Origin of the sequence: Lentzea sp. DG1S-22 (assembly GCF_036321065.1) — a bacterium.
GTDB classification, from domain to species: domain Bacteria; phylum Actinomycetota; class Actinomycetes; order Mycobacteriales; family Pseudonocardiaceae; genus Lentzea; species Lentzea jiangxiensis.
Window position 1 is genome coordinate 495,254 of sequence record NZ_CP143276.1, and the last position, 14,069, is coordinate 509,322.

Sequence of the window (14,069 nt, forward strand, 5' to 3'; positions counted from 1 at the left end):
GCGAACAACGAAATCCGCGCCGGTCTCATTCCCCGGCGCGGCGGAACTGCGCCTTCGTGGCCTGAACGGCGCCGGGCCGGACCGGCAGCGCGTCCACGACCAGGCGTTCGCCGTGCAGGTCGGTGACCGCGACGGGCCCGCCGCAGCCGGCGCCGTTCTCGGAGAGGAAGTAGTTGTACTCGGCACGGGGCAGTGGCCGCCACTGACCGCCGGCCAGCACCTCCAGCCGTGCCACCGGGTTGCGGTGGTCGAGGACCTGGATGCCGCACCAGTACTGGCTCGACCCGGACTTGTAGCGCAGGGAGAGGGTCTTGGACGTCTCCGGGCTGACGAGGGTCCAGGTCACCGGGATCTCACCCCGCACCGGCGGGGCGAGCATCGCGAACGCCTCGGCGCTCAGGTCGAGCTGACCCGGGCGGCACGGCGCCGGGCAGAGGTTGGTGACCCGCACGGTGATGCTCTTGCCGCCGGTCGCCTGGACGAGGAGGTGCGCACCGCACGCGGCGGAGTTCTCGTAGTCCGCCACGTTCATCGCGGCGGTCAGCGGGTCGGGGCCGGGGTCGTAGGAGCACGCCCCGCCGCCGTCGGAGTCGTAGAACGTCGCCACGCCCTGGCGGGGCTCGTCCGGTTTGATCTTCCCGGCCAGTGTCGTCGTCGCCCGGCTGGTGGTGGTCGTCGCCGGTGCCGCCGCCGTGGTGCTCGGGGGTGGTGGGGTGGTCGCGGGGACGGCGGCGGCCGAACCGGCCACCGGCGTGCCCGCGACGCCCTCCGGATCTCGCGGCACCACCACGCCGACGACCGCCACCAGCACCGCGGCCAGGACGAACAGCAGTGGGCGAGTACGTCTCACCGCCGAACCATAGTCCGTTGCACCGCGATGAACACCAGCAGCAGCACGCCGATCACGATCTTCGTCCACCACGAGCTGAGCGTGCCCTGGAACGAGATCAGCGTCTGGATCGTGCCGAGCACCAGCACCCCGGCCAGTCCGCCGAGCACGTAGCCGACCCCGCCCGCCAGCAGCGTGCCGCCGATGACGACGGCCGCGATGGCGTCGAGCTCCATGCCGACCGCGTGCAGGCCGTAGCCGGACAGCATGTAGAGGCTGAACAGCAGACCCGCCAGCGACGAGCAGAGACCGCTGATGACGTAGACGCCCACCTTGACGCGGGTGGTCGGCAGCCCCATCAGCAGCGCGGACGACTCGTTGCCGCCGACCGCGTAGACCGTGCGGCCGAACCGCGTGCGGTGCAGCACGTACATCGCGGCGGCGACGACCAGCAGCGCGATCACGACGTTGTAGGTGATCGTGACGCCGCCGGGCAGCTCGATGGCGGCCGTGGCCACGGTGCGGAAGGTCTTGTCCTTGATGGACACCGACTCGACGCTGATCAGGAAGCACAACCCGCGGGCGAGGAACATGCCGGCGAGCGTGACGATGAACGGCTGGATGTCGAACTTGTGGATCACCAGCCCCATCAGCAGGCCCAGCGTCGAGCCGATCAGCAGCACGGCGACGATGACGAGCGGCACCGGCCACCCCGCCTGCAGACCCGACGCCGTGACCATCGTGGACAGCGCGACGACCGACCCGACGGACAGGTCGATGCCGCCGCTGAGGATCACGAACGTCATGCCGGCCGCGAGCACGATCAGGAAGGCGTTGTCGATGAACAGGTTCGCGACGACCTGGCCCGACGCGAACCCGTCGTAGCGCGCCGACCCGACGCCGAACGCGAGCACGAAGAGGACGACGGTCGCGAGCACCGGCAGGAACCGCGACGGCACCCGTTGCGCGAGAGCGGTCATGATGGGACGGCCACCTTCCGGAAGCTCAGTGCGGCACGGGCCTTCGGCGCCTGGACCAGGCACACCGCGATGACGACGATCGCCTTGAACACCAGCGTCACCTCGGGGGCGACGCCGATCGTGTAGACGGTCGTGGTGAGGGTCTGGATGATCAGCGCGCCGAGCAGCGTCCCGGTGAGCGAGTACCGGCCGCCCGCGAGCGAGGTGCCGCCGATGACGACCGCGAGGATCGCGTCCATCTCGATCCACAACCCGGCGTTGTTGGCGTCGGCCGCGCTGACGTTCGAGCTGATCATCAGCCCGGCGATGCCCGCGCACACCGCGGCGAAGACGTAGACGGTCCAGATGATCGTGCGGGACCGCACCCCGGCCAGCCGCGACGCCTCGGGGTTCACGCCGACCGACTCGATCAGCATGCCCAGCGCGGTCCGGCGGGTCACGAACGCCACCAGGCCGAGCACGAGCAGGCTGATCAGGATCGCGACCGGCAGCACCACGAACCCGGCGCCGACCTGCTTGTAGGCGGAGTTGTTGACCGTGACGATCTGCCCCTCGGTCACGAGCATCGCGATGCCGCGACCCGCCGTCATGAGCACCAGGGTCGCGATGATCGGCTGGATGCCCATCCCCGCCACCAGGAACCCGTTCCACAGCCCCAGCAGGGCGCAGAGCACCAGCGCCATCGCCATGCCGGCGAACGCCGTGCCGGCGCTGTCGGACGTTCCGATGTGGACACACGTGACCGCGCCCGCGATGGCCGCGACCGCGCCGACGGACAGGTCGATGCCCCGCGTCGCGATCACCAGCGTCATGCCGAGCGCGATCAGCAGGGTCGGCGCGCCGTTCTTCAGCACGTCGACCAGACCGCCGTACAGGGCGCCGTCCTGGATGCGCAACGCGAAGAACGACGGCGTCACGACGAGGTTGAGCAGGAGCAGGGCCGCGAGTGCGACCAGCGGCCAGATGAGCCGGTTCTTCACGACACCACCTTCTCGGGAACGGGTTCGCCGCGGTGGGCGTGAGGGCGGGTGACGGCGCGGTGGAAGGCGCCTCGGTTCTCGTGGGCGGCGGTCTCTCCGGCGTGCTGCCCGGTGGCCTCGCTCGGCGTGCTCACGACACCACCTTCTCGGGTTCCGGCGCGGCTCCGCCCGCGATCAGCTCGACGACCTCGTCGACCCCGGTCACCGACCCGTCCAGCTCCGCGATCTTGCGCCGGTCCCGCAGCACCACGATCCGGTCCGCGATGCGCACGACCTCCTCCAGCTCCGCCGAGATGAACAGCACCGCGGTGCCCTCGGCGGCCAGGTTCGTGACGAGCTGCTGGATCTGCGCCTTGGCGCCGATGTCGATGCCGCGCGTCGGTTCGTCGAGGATCAGCAGCCGCGGTTCGGTGACGAGCCAGCGCGCCAGCAGGACCTTCTGCTGGTTGCCGCCCGACAGGGTGCGCACCAGCGCGTCCGGGTTCGCGGGACGGATGTCCAGCGCCTTCAGGTACTTCTCGACCAGCTGGTCCTTCGTCCTGCGCGACAGCGGCCGGGTCCAACCCCTCGCCGCCTGCATCGCGAGCACCAGGTTGTCGCGGATCGACAGGTCCGCGACCAGCCCTTCGCCCTTGCGGTCCTCGGAGCTGAACGCGATGCCGGCCGCGATCGCCGATCGCGGTCCGCGCAGGCGCAGCGGCGCGCCGTCCACGAGCAGCCTGCCCGAGTCGGCGCGGTCGGCGCCGAAGAGCAGCCGGGCCAGTTCGGTGCGGCCGGAGCCGAGCAGACCGGCCAGGCCGACGACCTCGCCCGCGCGGATGTCGAGGTCGAACGGCTCGATCGCGCCCTTCCTGCCGAGACCGGCTGCCTGCACCAGCACCGGACCACCGGTCGTGCGCTTCTCCGCCGCGTCCTCGATCGCCTCCAGCGCGCCGAGGTCGCGGCCGATCATCTGCGCGATGAGCGTCCGCCGGTCGACCTCCGCGGTGAGGTGCTCCCCGACGAGGGTTCCGTTGCGCAGCACCGTCATCCGGTCGGAGATCTCGTAGACCTGGTCGAGGAAGTGCGACACGAACAGGATCGCGACGCCCTCGTCGCGCAGCACGCGCATGATCCGGAACAGCTCGGCGACCTCACCGGCGTCCAGGCTGGACGTCGGTTCGTCGAGCACGAGCACGCGGCAGTCGACCGCGATGGCGCGGGCGATCGCGACCAGCTGCTGCACGGCGATCGGGTGCTCGCCGAGGCTCGACGCCGGGTCGATGTGCACGCCGATGCGCGCCAGCACCTCCGCGGCGCGCTTGCGCATGGCGGGGAAGTCGACGCCGCCGAACCGCCGGGGCTCACGGCCCAGGAGGATGTTCTCCGCGACCGTGAGGTTCGCGCAGAGGTTGACCTCCTGGTACACCGTGCTGATCCCGGCCTGCTGCGCTTCGCCGGGGGAGGAGAACGCCACGTCGGCACCCGCGAGCGAGACCTGCCCGCTGTCGGGGCGGTGCACGCCGGTCAGGGTCTTGATGAGAGTGGACTTCCCGGCGCCGTTCTCGCCCATGAGAGCGTGCACTTCGCCGGGGAACAGCCGGAAGTCGACGTCCTGCAACGCCTTCACGCCGGGAAACGCGAGACTGATGCCCCGCATCTGCACGACAGGTGGCGGTGACTCGGTCATGGGCTCTGGCCTTCGTGGGGTGGGCCGCGGGGCCCGTCACCGGATGCGCCGGGTGACGGGCCTCGCGGGGCTGCGGGGTGAACTCAGTACTGGCGCTGGGGCAGGGCGGCCTTCGCCTGCTCCTGGGTGAACGTGCCCTCCTCGGTCACGACCCGCGCCGGCACGTCCTCACCGGCGACGACCTTCTTCGCGAGGTCCATCAGCTGCTTGCCCAGCAACGGGTTGCACTCGACGATGAAGTTGATCTCGCCGTTGGCGAGCGCCGTCATGCCGTCCTTCACCGCGTCCACGGTGATGATCTTGATGTCCTTGCCGGGCACCTTGCCCGCGGCCTTGATGGCCTCGATCGCGCCCAGGCCCATGTCGTCGTTGTGCGCGTACACCACGTCGATCTTCGGCTGGGACTTCAGGAACGCCTCCATGACCTGCTTGCCACCGGAGCGCGTGAAGTCACCGGTCTGCGAGGCCACGACCTTGATGTCGGGCTTGGCGGCGATCTTCTCCTCGAAGCCCTTCTTGCGGTCGTTGGCCGGCGCGGCGCCGGTCGTGCCCTGCAACTCCACCACGGTCGTGGGGCCGGACGTGTTGGCGACGAGCCAGTCGCCCGCCCTGCGGCCCTCCTCCACGAAGTCCGAACCGAGGAACGTCTTGTAGAGCGACGTGTCGTCCGAATCGATCGAGCGGTCGGTGAGGATCACCGGGATGTTGGCGCGCTTGGCTTCCAGCAGCACCGTGTCCCAGCCGGTCTCGACGACCGGGCTGAAGGCGATCACGGACACCTTCTGCTGGATGTAGGACCGGATCGCCTTGATCTGGTTCTCCTGCTTCTGCTGCGCGTCGGAGAACTTGAGGTCGATGCCCGCGGCCTTGGCCTCGTCCTGGATCGACTTGGTGTTGGCGGTGCGCCATCCGCTTTCGGCGCCCACCTGGGCGAAGCCCATCGTGATGGTGCCGCCGCCGCTGGACGGAGCGGTACCCCCACCACCACCTCCCGAGCCGCACGCGGTGAGCGCGCTCAGCAGGACCACGCTGGCGACGGTCGTGATCTTCTTCAGCACTGGGATTCCTCCGGTGTGACGACGGTGTCGCGGAGCTCCACCGCGTGTCCGCGGTTGTCAGGTGGACAAGAGTGAACGTTCACAACTTCTGCGTCAAGGCCTTGCCCGTAACGAGTTCGCAGCCCTATGTTAACGCTCACTTCCGACTGAGGGAGGAAATCCCGTGCCCCGCAAGCACGTCCTGCTGAGCGCCGCTCTCGCAGCCAGTCTCCTGGTAGCCGTTCCCGGCTCGGGAACAGCCGCCGACACCGATTACACGCTGAAGGTCGACTCCACGAAGAAGGGCGCGCCGATCGACGACACGATGTACGGTGTTTTCTTCGAAGACATCAACCGCGCCGCGGACGGTGGCCTGTACGCCGAGCTGGTGCAGAACCGCTCGTTCGAATACGACCCGGCGGACAACGCGGGCTACACCGGACTCACCTCGTGGGCCCCGCACAGCGGCACGCTCGTCGTCGTCGACGACAGCGGCCGGCTCAACGAGCGCAACCGGCGCTACCTGAAGCTCGGCCTGCCCGCGGGCGTCATCAACTCCGGCTACAACAGCGGGATCGCCGTGCGGAGCGGCCAGCGCTACGACTTCTCGGTCTGGGCGCGCACCGACCAGGCGAGCACCCCGCTCACCGCCGCGATCACCGACCCCGCCGGCACACCGCTCGGCGACCCCGTGGAGATCGACGTCCGCGGCGACGGCTGGACCCGCTACACCGGCACCGTCCGCGCGAAGACCTCCTCGACGACCGGCCGGCTGCTGGTGACCGGTGGCGGCACCGGCACCCTGCGCCTCGACATGGTCTCGCTGATGCCGCAGGACACCTTCAAGGGCCACGGCCTGCGCCGCGACCTCGCCGAGAAGATCGCCGCGCTGAAGCCCGGCTTCGTCCGGTTCCCCGGTGGCTGCATCGTCAACACCGGCAGCCACTACGGCTACGAGGCGCCGAACTACGAGCGCCGCCGTTCCTTCCAGTGGAAGGACACGATCGGCCCGGTCGAGCAGCGCGCGACCAACTGGAACTTCTGGGGCTACAACCAGTCCTACGGGCTCGGCTACTACGAGTACTTCCAGTTCGCCGAGGACATCGGCGCCATGCCGCTGCCCGTCGTCCCCGCCCTGGTCACCGGCTGCGGGCAGAACCGCGCCACCGACGACCCCGCGCTGCTGCAGCGGCACGTCCAGGACACGCTCGACCTCATCGAGTTCGCGAACGGTCCAGCCGACTCGACGTGGGGCCGCAAGCGCGCCGAGATGGGGCACCCCGAGCCGTTCGGGCTCACCCACCTCGGCGTGGGCAACGAGGAGAACCTGCCCGACGAGTTCTTCGCGCGGTTCACCGAGTTCCGCAAGGCGATCAACGCGAGGTACCCGGACATCACCGTCGTCAGCAACTCCGGCCCGGACGACACCGGCGGCACCTTCGACCGCCTGTGGCAGCTCAACAGGCAGGCCGGCGTGAAGATGGTCGACGAGCACTACTACAACAGCCCGAGCTGGTTCCTGGAGAACAACAACCGCTACGACTCCTATGACCGCAACGGTCCCAAGGTGTTCCTCGGTGAGTACGCCTCGCTGGACAACACGTTCTTCAACGCGCTGAGCGAGGCGTCGTTCATGACCGGGCTCGAGCGCAACGCCGACGTCGTGAAGCTCGCCTCCTACGCGCCGTTGCTGGCCAACGAGGACTACGTCCAGTGGCGACCGGACATGATCTGGTTCAACAACCACGCGTCGTGGGGCTCGGCGAGCTACGAGATGCAGAAGCTGTTCATGACCAACGTCGGTGACCACGTCGTGCCGAGCACCGCGTCGGCCACGCCGTCCACCAGGGAACCGATCACGGGCGCCATCGGGCTGTCGACGTGGGCGACGGCCGCGACCTACGACGACGTGAACGTCACCGACGCCGCCGGGAAGTCGTTGTTCAGCGACGACTTCTCCGCGGGCGACGCCCGGTGGACCAAGTCCGGCCGGGGCGCGTGGAACGTCGTGAACGGCGCCTACGTCCAGTCCGACGCCGCCGCCGAGGACACGCTCGTCACGGCGGGGGACAGGACGTGGCGGGACTACACGCTGAACGTGAAGGCCACCAAGCAATCCGGCCGTGAGGGCTTCCTCGTGGCGTTCGGCGTGAAGGACACCGGCAACTACTACTGGTGGAACCTCGGCGGCTGGAACAACACCCAGTCCGCGGTGGAGAAGGCGGTCGGCGGCGGGAAGAGCGTGCTGGTCTCCAACGGCACCCGCATCGACACCGGGCGCACCTACGACGTGCGCGTCGAGGTCCGCGGGCGCCACGTCGCGCTGTACCTCGACGGCCAGAAGTGGGGCGAGTTCACCGACGACAAGGTGGCCGAGCCGTTCCGCCAGGTCGTCACCCGCGACCTCGCCACCGGCGAGCTGATCGTCAAGGTCGTCAACGCCCAGGACAACGCGGCCCGCACCCGCGTCGACCTCGGCGTGCCGGTGTCCTCCACCGCGCGGGCGACGGTGCTGCAGGGTCGCCCCGACGACGTGAACACCGAGTTCGCCCAGCCGATCCGGGCCCGCCACGAGCAGGTCAGGGTCGCGAGCAGCTTCACGCACACCTTCCCGCCGAACTCCGTCACGTTCCTCCGGATCAGGAGCCGCTCGTGATCAACCGACGATCCCTGCTGCGCACGGGCGGCGTCCTCGCCGCGACCGGAGCGCTCGCCTCGGCCGCGCCGGCCACCTCCGCCGCCGCCGAGCCCGAGGTGGAACTGACCACCCGCAACCCGCTCGTCGAGCAGCGCGCCGACCCGTTCATCACGCCGCCGACCGACGGCATGTACTACCTGACCGGGTCCGTGCCCGAGTACGACCGGGTCGTCATCCGCGGTGCGTCCACTCTGGACGGTCTGTCGTCCGCCCGGGAACGCACGATCTGGCGCCGCCCGGCGTCCGGGACGATGGGCGGCTACATCTGGGCGCCGGAGCTGCACCGCATCGACGGCAAGTGGTACGTCTACTTCGCCGCCGGGGACAAGGACGAGCCGTTCCGCATCCGCACCTACGTGCTGGAGTCCGCGAACGCCGACCCGCGCGAGAGCGGCTGGGTGCTGCGCGGGCAGATGGTGACGGCGTGGGACACGTTCACGCTCGACGCGACCACGTTCGCCCACCGCGGCAGGCGCTACTTCCTGTGGGCGCAGAGCGAACCCGGCATCGCCACCAACTCGAACCTCTACATCGCCGAGATGGCCTCGCCGCTGGCCCTGAAGACGGCGCCGGTGCGGATCGCGACGCCCACGCTGCCGTGGGAGGTCCAGGGCTTCAAGGTGAACGAGGGGCCCGCGGTGCTGATCCGCAACGGCCGCGTGTTCGTGACGTTCTCCGCGAGCGCCACCGACGCCCGCTACTGCATGGGCCTGCTGACCGCCGACGAGAACGCGAACCTGCTCGACGCGCGCTCGTGGACGAAGTCGCCGAACCCGGTGTTCACGACGAACACGGCGACCTCGCAGTACGGGCCGGGGCACAACTCGTTCACCACGGTGGGGTCGACCGATGTGCTCGTCTACCACGCGCGCGACTACCGCGACATCACCGGTGACCCGCTGTTCGACCCGAACCGGCACACCCGCGTGCAGCGGCTGCACTGGAACGCCGACGGCACGCCGTCGTTCGGCGTCCCGGTCGGCCGCGGTGGCCCGATCGTGCGGTTGTCGCCTTCGGACGCACCCGCACTGGTGGTGCGGCACTACGAGTACCGGCTGCGGGTCGACGGCAACGTCCGCGACGTCGCCGACAGCCAGTTCCGGTTCGTACCGGGGTTCCTCGGCGCCGGCACGGTCGCGTTGCAGTCGGTGAACTTCCCGGACCGGTACGTGCGGGCGAGCTCGGACACGATCACGATCGACCCGTTCGAGGACACCGACGCGTACGGCCGCGCGGCGAGTTTCGTCCGCCTGCCCGGCCTTTCGGACAGGAGCGCGGTGTCGCTGCGTGCCGGCACGGACACGTACCTGGCCCACGACAACGGCCGCCTGGTGTTGTCCAGACCAGGCGCTGACCGCGACGCGCGCCGACGTGCCACATTCCGGCTCGAATGAGTGGACAATGAGCACTGCATCGAAGCCGACCTGGTGTTATCGCTAACATCACCGGCGCAGATCAAGGATCGGAGACCGCCAGTGGAGAAGACCTCGCGTGACCCCGCGATGACCGATGTCGCACGACTCGCCGGGGTGTCGCACCAGACGGTCTCGCGTGTGCTCAACAACCACCCCAACGTGCGCGAGCAGACCCGGCTGAGGGTGCAGGCGGCCATCAAGGAGCTGGACTACCGGCCCAACCGCGCCGCCCGCGCCCTCGTCACCGGCAAAACGCAGCTCATCGGCGTGGTGGCGCAGAACTCGACGCTGTACGGCCCGGCCTCGCTGCTGTCCGCCTTCGAGGAGGCGGCGGGCCAGGCCGGCTTCGCCGTCAGCGTCGGCAGGGTGAAGGTGCTCGACCGCGACTCGATCGCCGCGGCCGTCGAACGCCACCGCGACCAGCGCGTGGCCGGCATCGTCGTGATCGCCCCGAACTCCTCGGCCGCCGACGCCCTGGCCGACGTCCCGGCGGGCGTCCCGCTCGTGACCGTCGACGGCGACCCGGACCGCCCGACGCCGCTGGTCACCGTCGACCAGGCCAGGGGGGCCTTCGAGGCGACCATGCACCTGCTCAAGGCGGGCCACGAGACGGTCTGGCACGTCTCCGGCCCCGCCGACTGGTTCGACGCGGCGGGCAGGGTCGAGGGCTGGCGCCAGGCCCTCGACACGGCGAGCGCCGAGGTCCCCCCGGTGGTGGCGGCGGACTGGAGCGCCGCCTCGGGCTACCGCGCCGGCCAGATGCTGGCCCGCATGCCCGAGGTCACCGCCGTCTTCTGCTCGAACGACCACCTCGCCCTCGGCGTGCTGCGCGCGATGAGCGAACGGGGCAGGAGCGTCCCGCGCGAGGTGAGCGTCGTGGGCTTCGACGACGTGCCCGAGGCGGCGTACTTCATCCCGCCGCTCACCACCGTCCGCCCGGACTTCGCCGCGGTGGCGCGGGAGACGCTCGGGCTGTTGCTGGAGCAGGTGAGCGACGGGGAGACGACGCGGCCGCAGCGGACGATCGCGCCGATGCTGGTGTCGCGGGAGAGCGTGGCGCCGCCGCCCAAGTAGCCCACGGGCAGGCCCTGGGAGTGGAGCCGCTCCCGCCCGGACGTCGGTGGGGCGGCGGTGTGGTGGAACGCCGTGACGTCGGACCGCGGGACGTCCCGCGCCGGAGGTGCCGGTGAGGCGACGGCGGTTCGGCAGCGGTGAACGCCGTGCACCTCGGCCTCGCTGACTGCGCGGGGCGGGCGCGTAACTGGCCGTCGGCTTCTGCGCAGGTGGCACCGCCGGTCTGGTCCACCACCACCAGGTGCCGGCGCGGCCGGGGGTGGGCGCGTGACTGGACGTCGGCTCTTGTGGGAGGCGGCAACTCCGACCTGGTCCACCTCTCCTGCCAGGTGCCGGCGCGGCAGCGCTGGGCGAGGGACTTGGCGTCGGCTTCTGCGGGGAGCGGCATCACCGGCCTGGTCCACCTCCACCACGAGGTGCTGGCGCGGTGGGACTGGCCGTTGGCTTCTGCGGTAGGTGGCCTCGTCGACCTGGTCCAACCTCACCGCTAAGTGCTCGTGCGGCAGGGGCGGGCGTGGGATTGGCTGTCGGCTTTTGTGGGAGGTGACATCGCCGGTCTGGTCCACCTCCACCACCGAGCGCTCGCGTGGCAGGGGTGAGCGCGGCATTGGCCGTCAGCTTCTGCGGGAGGCGGCATCACTAGCCTGGCCCGCCCCCACCGCCAGGTGCCGGCAGGGCAGGGCCGGGCGGTGCCGCTGCCCAACCCGCGCGGCTGCGACGGCTACGGCGAGGCCCTCCACCGGGTCCGCGACCACCCACCGCCGTCGTGCTTTCCACGACTGGTTCGTGACGCCGCCGACCGTCCTCCCCGGCGGTCGGCTCGCTCACCGCAGGACCTCCTCAGCAGGTCACGCGACCAGTTCGCACCCGCCGGCTCCCCACGCGCCGGCCCTCGTCCGCGAGCCCCGTCCGCCGTGTCGGCGGCACCGGTGTGTTGTCGTGCGCTCACCCGTAACACATTTCGGGCGCTTCCAGGGAAATCACGATGTATCGGACGCATCTTGACTCGCGGAATGTTAGCGATAACACTCAGGTCGTGACTGACATGACGATCGACCGCGACGCGTGTGTGGTGGGTGTCGACTTCGGCACGCTGTCCGGCCGCGCTGTGGTCGTGCGCGTCCGTGACGGTGCCGAGCTCGGGACCGCCGTGCACGACTACCGCCACGGCGTGGTGGACCAGGTTCTGCCCGCCACCGGCCGGCCGCTGCCACCGGAGTGGGCGTTGCAGGTCCCATCCGACTACCTCGACGTCCTGCGCACCGCCGTCCCGCAGGCCGTCGAGGCGGCCGGGATCTCGGCGGACCAGGTGATCGGCATCGGCACCGACTTCACGGCGTGCACGATGGTGCCGGTCACCGCCGACGGGACCCCGCTGTGCGACCTGCCCGAGTTCGCGGAGAACCCGCACGCCTACATCAAGCTCTGGCGCCACCACGCCGCCCAGCCGCAGGCCGACCGCATCAACGAGCTCGCGCGGCAGCGCAAGGAGCCGTGGCTCGCCCGCTACGGCGGGCTCATCTCGAGCGAGTGGGAGTTCGCCAAGGGCTTGCAGGTGCTGGAGGAGGCACCTGAGGTCTACGCGGCGATGGAGCACTGGGTCGAGGCCGCGGACTGGATCATCTGGCAGCTCACCGGCACCTACACGCGCAACGCGTGCACCGCCGGGTACAAGGGCATCCTCCAGGACGGCCGGTACCCGGACGAGGAGTTCCTCAAGGAGCTCAACCCGGAGTTCGCGCGGTTCGTCGCCGACAAGCTCGACCACCCGCTGTCCGCGCTGGGCGACAGGGCCGGATCCCTGACCGCGCAGGCCGCGCGGTGGACGGGGCTGAAGGAAGGCATCGCCGTCGCGGTCGGCAACGTCGACGCCCACGTCACCGCGCCCGCCGCGCAGGCCGTGGAGCCCGGGCAGATGGTCGCGATCATGGGCACCTCCACGTGCCACGTGATGAGCGGCGACGTGCTGCGCGACGTGCCCGGCATGTGCGGCGTCGTCGACGGCGGCATCATCCCGGGGCTGTGGGGCTACGAGGCCGGGCAGAGCGGCGTCGGCGACATCTTCGCGTGGTTCCTGCGCAACCAGGTGCCGCCCGCGTACCACGAGCAGGCGGCCGAACGCGGCATCACCGTGCACGAGCTGCTCTCGGAACTGGCCGCACAGCAGGAGGTCGGCGAGCACGGGCTCGTCGCGCTCGACTGGCACAGCGGCAACAGGTCCGTGCTCGTCGACCACGAGCTGTCCGGCGTGGTCGTCGGCCAGACGCTCGCCACGAAGGCCGAGGACGTCTACCGCGCGCTGCTGGAGGCGACGGCGTTCGGCACGAGGGTCATCATCGACACCTTCACCGACTCGGGCGTGCCGGTGACCGAGCTCGTGATCGCGGGCGGGCTCACCAAGAACCCGTTGCTCATGCAGATCTACGCCGACGTCGTGAACCTGCCGCTGTCGGTGATCGGGTCGGCGCAGGGACCGGCGCTCGGCTCGGCGATGCACGCCGCGGTCGCCGCGGGTGGGTACAGCGACATCCGCGAAGCCGCGGCCGCGATGGGATCGGTGCGGCGCAACGTCTTCACGCCCGTCCAGAAGAACGTCGAGGCGTACGAACGGCTGTTCCTCGACTACCTCGAGCTGCACGACTACTTCGGTCGCGGCGCCAACGATGTCATGCACCGCCTGCGGGGATACCGCCGCGACGCCCTGGAGGGGAAGAGCTGATGTCCGCGACGGCAGAGCTGCGGCGCACGGTCGCCGAGCTGCACCGAGAGCTGACCCGCTACGAGCTGGTGAGCTGGACGGCCGGCAACGTGTCGGCCCGCGTGCCCGACCAAGACCTGATGGTGATCAAGCCGTCCGGTGTCTCCTACGACGAGCTGGGTCCTCACGCGATGGTCGTGACGGACCTGCACGGCAAGCTCGTCGAGGGTGAGCTGGCGCCGTCGAGCGACACGGCCGCGCACGCGTACGTGTACCGGCACATGCCGGACGTCGGCGGGGTCGTGCACACGCATTCCCCTTACGCGACAGCGTGGGCGGCACGCGGGGAGCCAATCCCGTGCGTGCTCACGATGATCGCCGACGAGTTCGGCGGCGACATCCCGGTCGGGCCGTTCGCGCTGATCGGCGACGACTCGATCGGCAAGGGCATCGTGGAGACGTTGCGCACCAGCCGGTCCAAGGCCGTGCTGATGCGCAACCACGGCCCGTTCACGGTCGGTGCGACGGCGAAGGCGGCCGTGAAGGCCGCGGTGCTGCTCGAGGACGTCGCCCGCACCGTCCACTTCGCACTCCAGCTCGGCAAGCCGGACGTGATCGACCAGCAGGACGTCGACCGGCTCTACGAGCGCTACCAGAACGTTTACGGCCAGTGAGCCCAGAAGGAGAGC

12 protein-coding genes are annotated in these 14,069 nt (G+C 70.2%); 6 read left to right on the forward strand and 6 right to left on the reverse strand.

The window, feature by feature from the left end; translation table 11 throughout:
* Positions 1 to 25: 25 nt before the first annotated feature.
* The 6 genes from V1227_RS02310 to V1227_RS02335 all read right to left on the reverse strand — a co-directional run bounded on the left by V1227_RS02310 (position 26) and on the right by V1227_RS02335 (position 5,522).
* Positions 26 to 850, reverse strand: a complete 825-nt coding sequence (locus V1227_RS02310) for an expansin EXLX1 family cellulose-binding protein (protein WP_329790763.1) — start codon at positions 848 to 850, stop codon at positions 26 to 28.
* Positions 847 to 1,809, reverse strand: coding sequence for a galactofuranose ABC transporter, permease protein YjfF (gene yjfF, locus V1227_RS02315; RefSeq protein WP_236223095.1), 963 nt, complete (start codon positions 1,807 to 1,809; stop codon positions 847 to 849). Before yjfF ends, V1227_RS02310 begins: the two co-directional genes overlap by 4 nt.
* Entirely contained in the window at positions 1,806 to 2,789 is a 984-nt protein-coding gene (locus V1227_RS02320) for an ABC transporter permease (protein WP_329790765.1), read from the reverse strand. Before V1227_RS02320 ends, yjfF begins: the two co-directional genes overlap by 4 nt.
* A complete protein-coding gene (locus tag V1227_RS02325; protein ID WP_236223091.1) occupies positions 2,786 to 2,923 on the reverse strand; it encodes a hypothetical protein in 138 nt (45 codons plus the stop codon). Before V1227_RS02325 ends, V1227_RS02320 begins: the two co-directional genes overlap by 4 nt.
* A complete protein-coding gene (locus V1227_RS02330; protein ID WP_329790768.1) occupies positions 2,920 to 4,458 on the reverse strand; it encodes a sugar ABC transporter ATP-binding protein in 1,539 nt (512 codons plus the stop codon). Before V1227_RS02330 ends, V1227_RS02325 begins: the two co-directional genes overlap by 4 nt.
* An 83-nt stretch (positions 4,459 to 4,541) precedes the next feature.
* Positions 4,542 to 5,522, reverse strand: coding sequence for an ABC transporter substrate-binding protein (locus V1227_RS02335; RefSeq protein WP_442916514.1), 981 nt, complete (start codon positions 5,520 to 5,522; stop codon positions 4,542 to 4,544).
* A 157-nt stretch (positions 5,523 to 5,679) separates the two neighbouring features.
* On the opposite strand from V1227_RS02335, the gene V1227_RS02340 reads away from it, so the two are divergent.
* From V1227_RS02340 to V1227_RS02365, 6 genes are all read left to right on the forward strand, one after another.
* Positions 5,680 to 8,151 (forward strand): alpha-L-arabinofuranosidase C-terminal domain-containing protein, encoded by a 2,472-nt coding sequence (locus tag V1227_RS02340; protein WP_329790773.1) that lies wholly within the window; start codon positions 5,680 to 5,682, stop codon positions 8,149 to 8,151.
* On the forward strand, positions 8,148 to 9,587 hold the full coding sequence (locus V1227_RS02345) for a family 43 glycosylhydrolase (protein WP_329790774.1): 1,440 nt from the start codon (positions 8,148 to 8,150) through the stop codon (positions 9,585 to 9,587). The genes V1227_RS02340 and V1227_RS02345 overlap by 4 nt, the downstream gene beginning before the upstream one ends.
* Before the next feature lie 108 nt (positions 9,588 to 9,695).
* Entirely contained in the window at positions 9,696 to 10,682 is a 987-nt protein-coding gene (locus V1227_RS02350; RefSeq protein ID WP_240011486.1) for a LacI family DNA-binding transcriptional regulator, read from the forward strand.
* A gap of 137 nt (positions 10,683 to 10,819) precedes the next feature.
* Positions 10,820 to 11,173 (forward strand): hypothetical protein, encoded by a 354-nt coding sequence (locus V1227_RS02355; RefSeq protein ID WP_329790776.1) that lies wholly within the window; start codon positions 10,820 to 10,822, stop codon positions 11,171 to 11,173.
* 554 nt (positions 11,174 to 11,727) lie between these two features.
* Positions 11,728 to 13,401 (forward strand): ribulokinase, encoded by a 1,674-nt coding sequence (araB, locus tag V1227_RS02360; protein WP_329793940.1) that lies wholly within the window; start codon positions 11,728 to 11,730, stop codon positions 13,399 to 13,401.
* The gene (locus V1227_RS02365) at positions 13,401 to 14,054 is read left to right on the forward strand and encodes an L-ribulose-5-phosphate 4-epimerase (protein WP_090096252.1); all 654 of its coding nucleotides are present in this window, start codon (positions 13,401 to 13,403) and stop codon (positions 14,052 to 14,054) included. The genes araB and V1227_RS02365 overlap by 1 nt, the downstream gene beginning before the upstream one ends.
* Positions 14,055 to 14,069 lie beyond the last annotated feature (15 nt).

Excerpts from the sequence above, each read along its gene's own strand:
- V1227_RS02330 (WP_329790768.1), bottom strand. The coding sequence starts at position 4,458 with ATGACCGAGTCACCGCCACCTGTCGTGCAGATGCGGGGCATCAGTCTC.
- yjfF (WP_236223095.1), bottom strand. The coding sequence starts at position 1,809 with ATGACCGCTCTCGCGCAACGGGTGCCGTCGCGGTTCCTGCCGGTGCTC.
- V1227_RS02365 (WP_090096252.1), top strand. The coding sequence starts at position 13,401 with ATGTCCGCGACGGCAGAGCTGCGGCGCACGGTCGCCGAGCTGCACCGA.
- V1227_RS02350 (WP_240011486.1), top strand. The coding sequence starts at position 9,696 with ATGACCGATGTCGCACGACTCGCCGGGGTGTCGCACCAGACGGTCTCG.
- araB (WP_329793940.1), top strand. The coding sequence starts at position 11,728 with ATGACGATCGACCGCGACGCGTGTGTGGTGGGTGTCGACTTCGGCACG.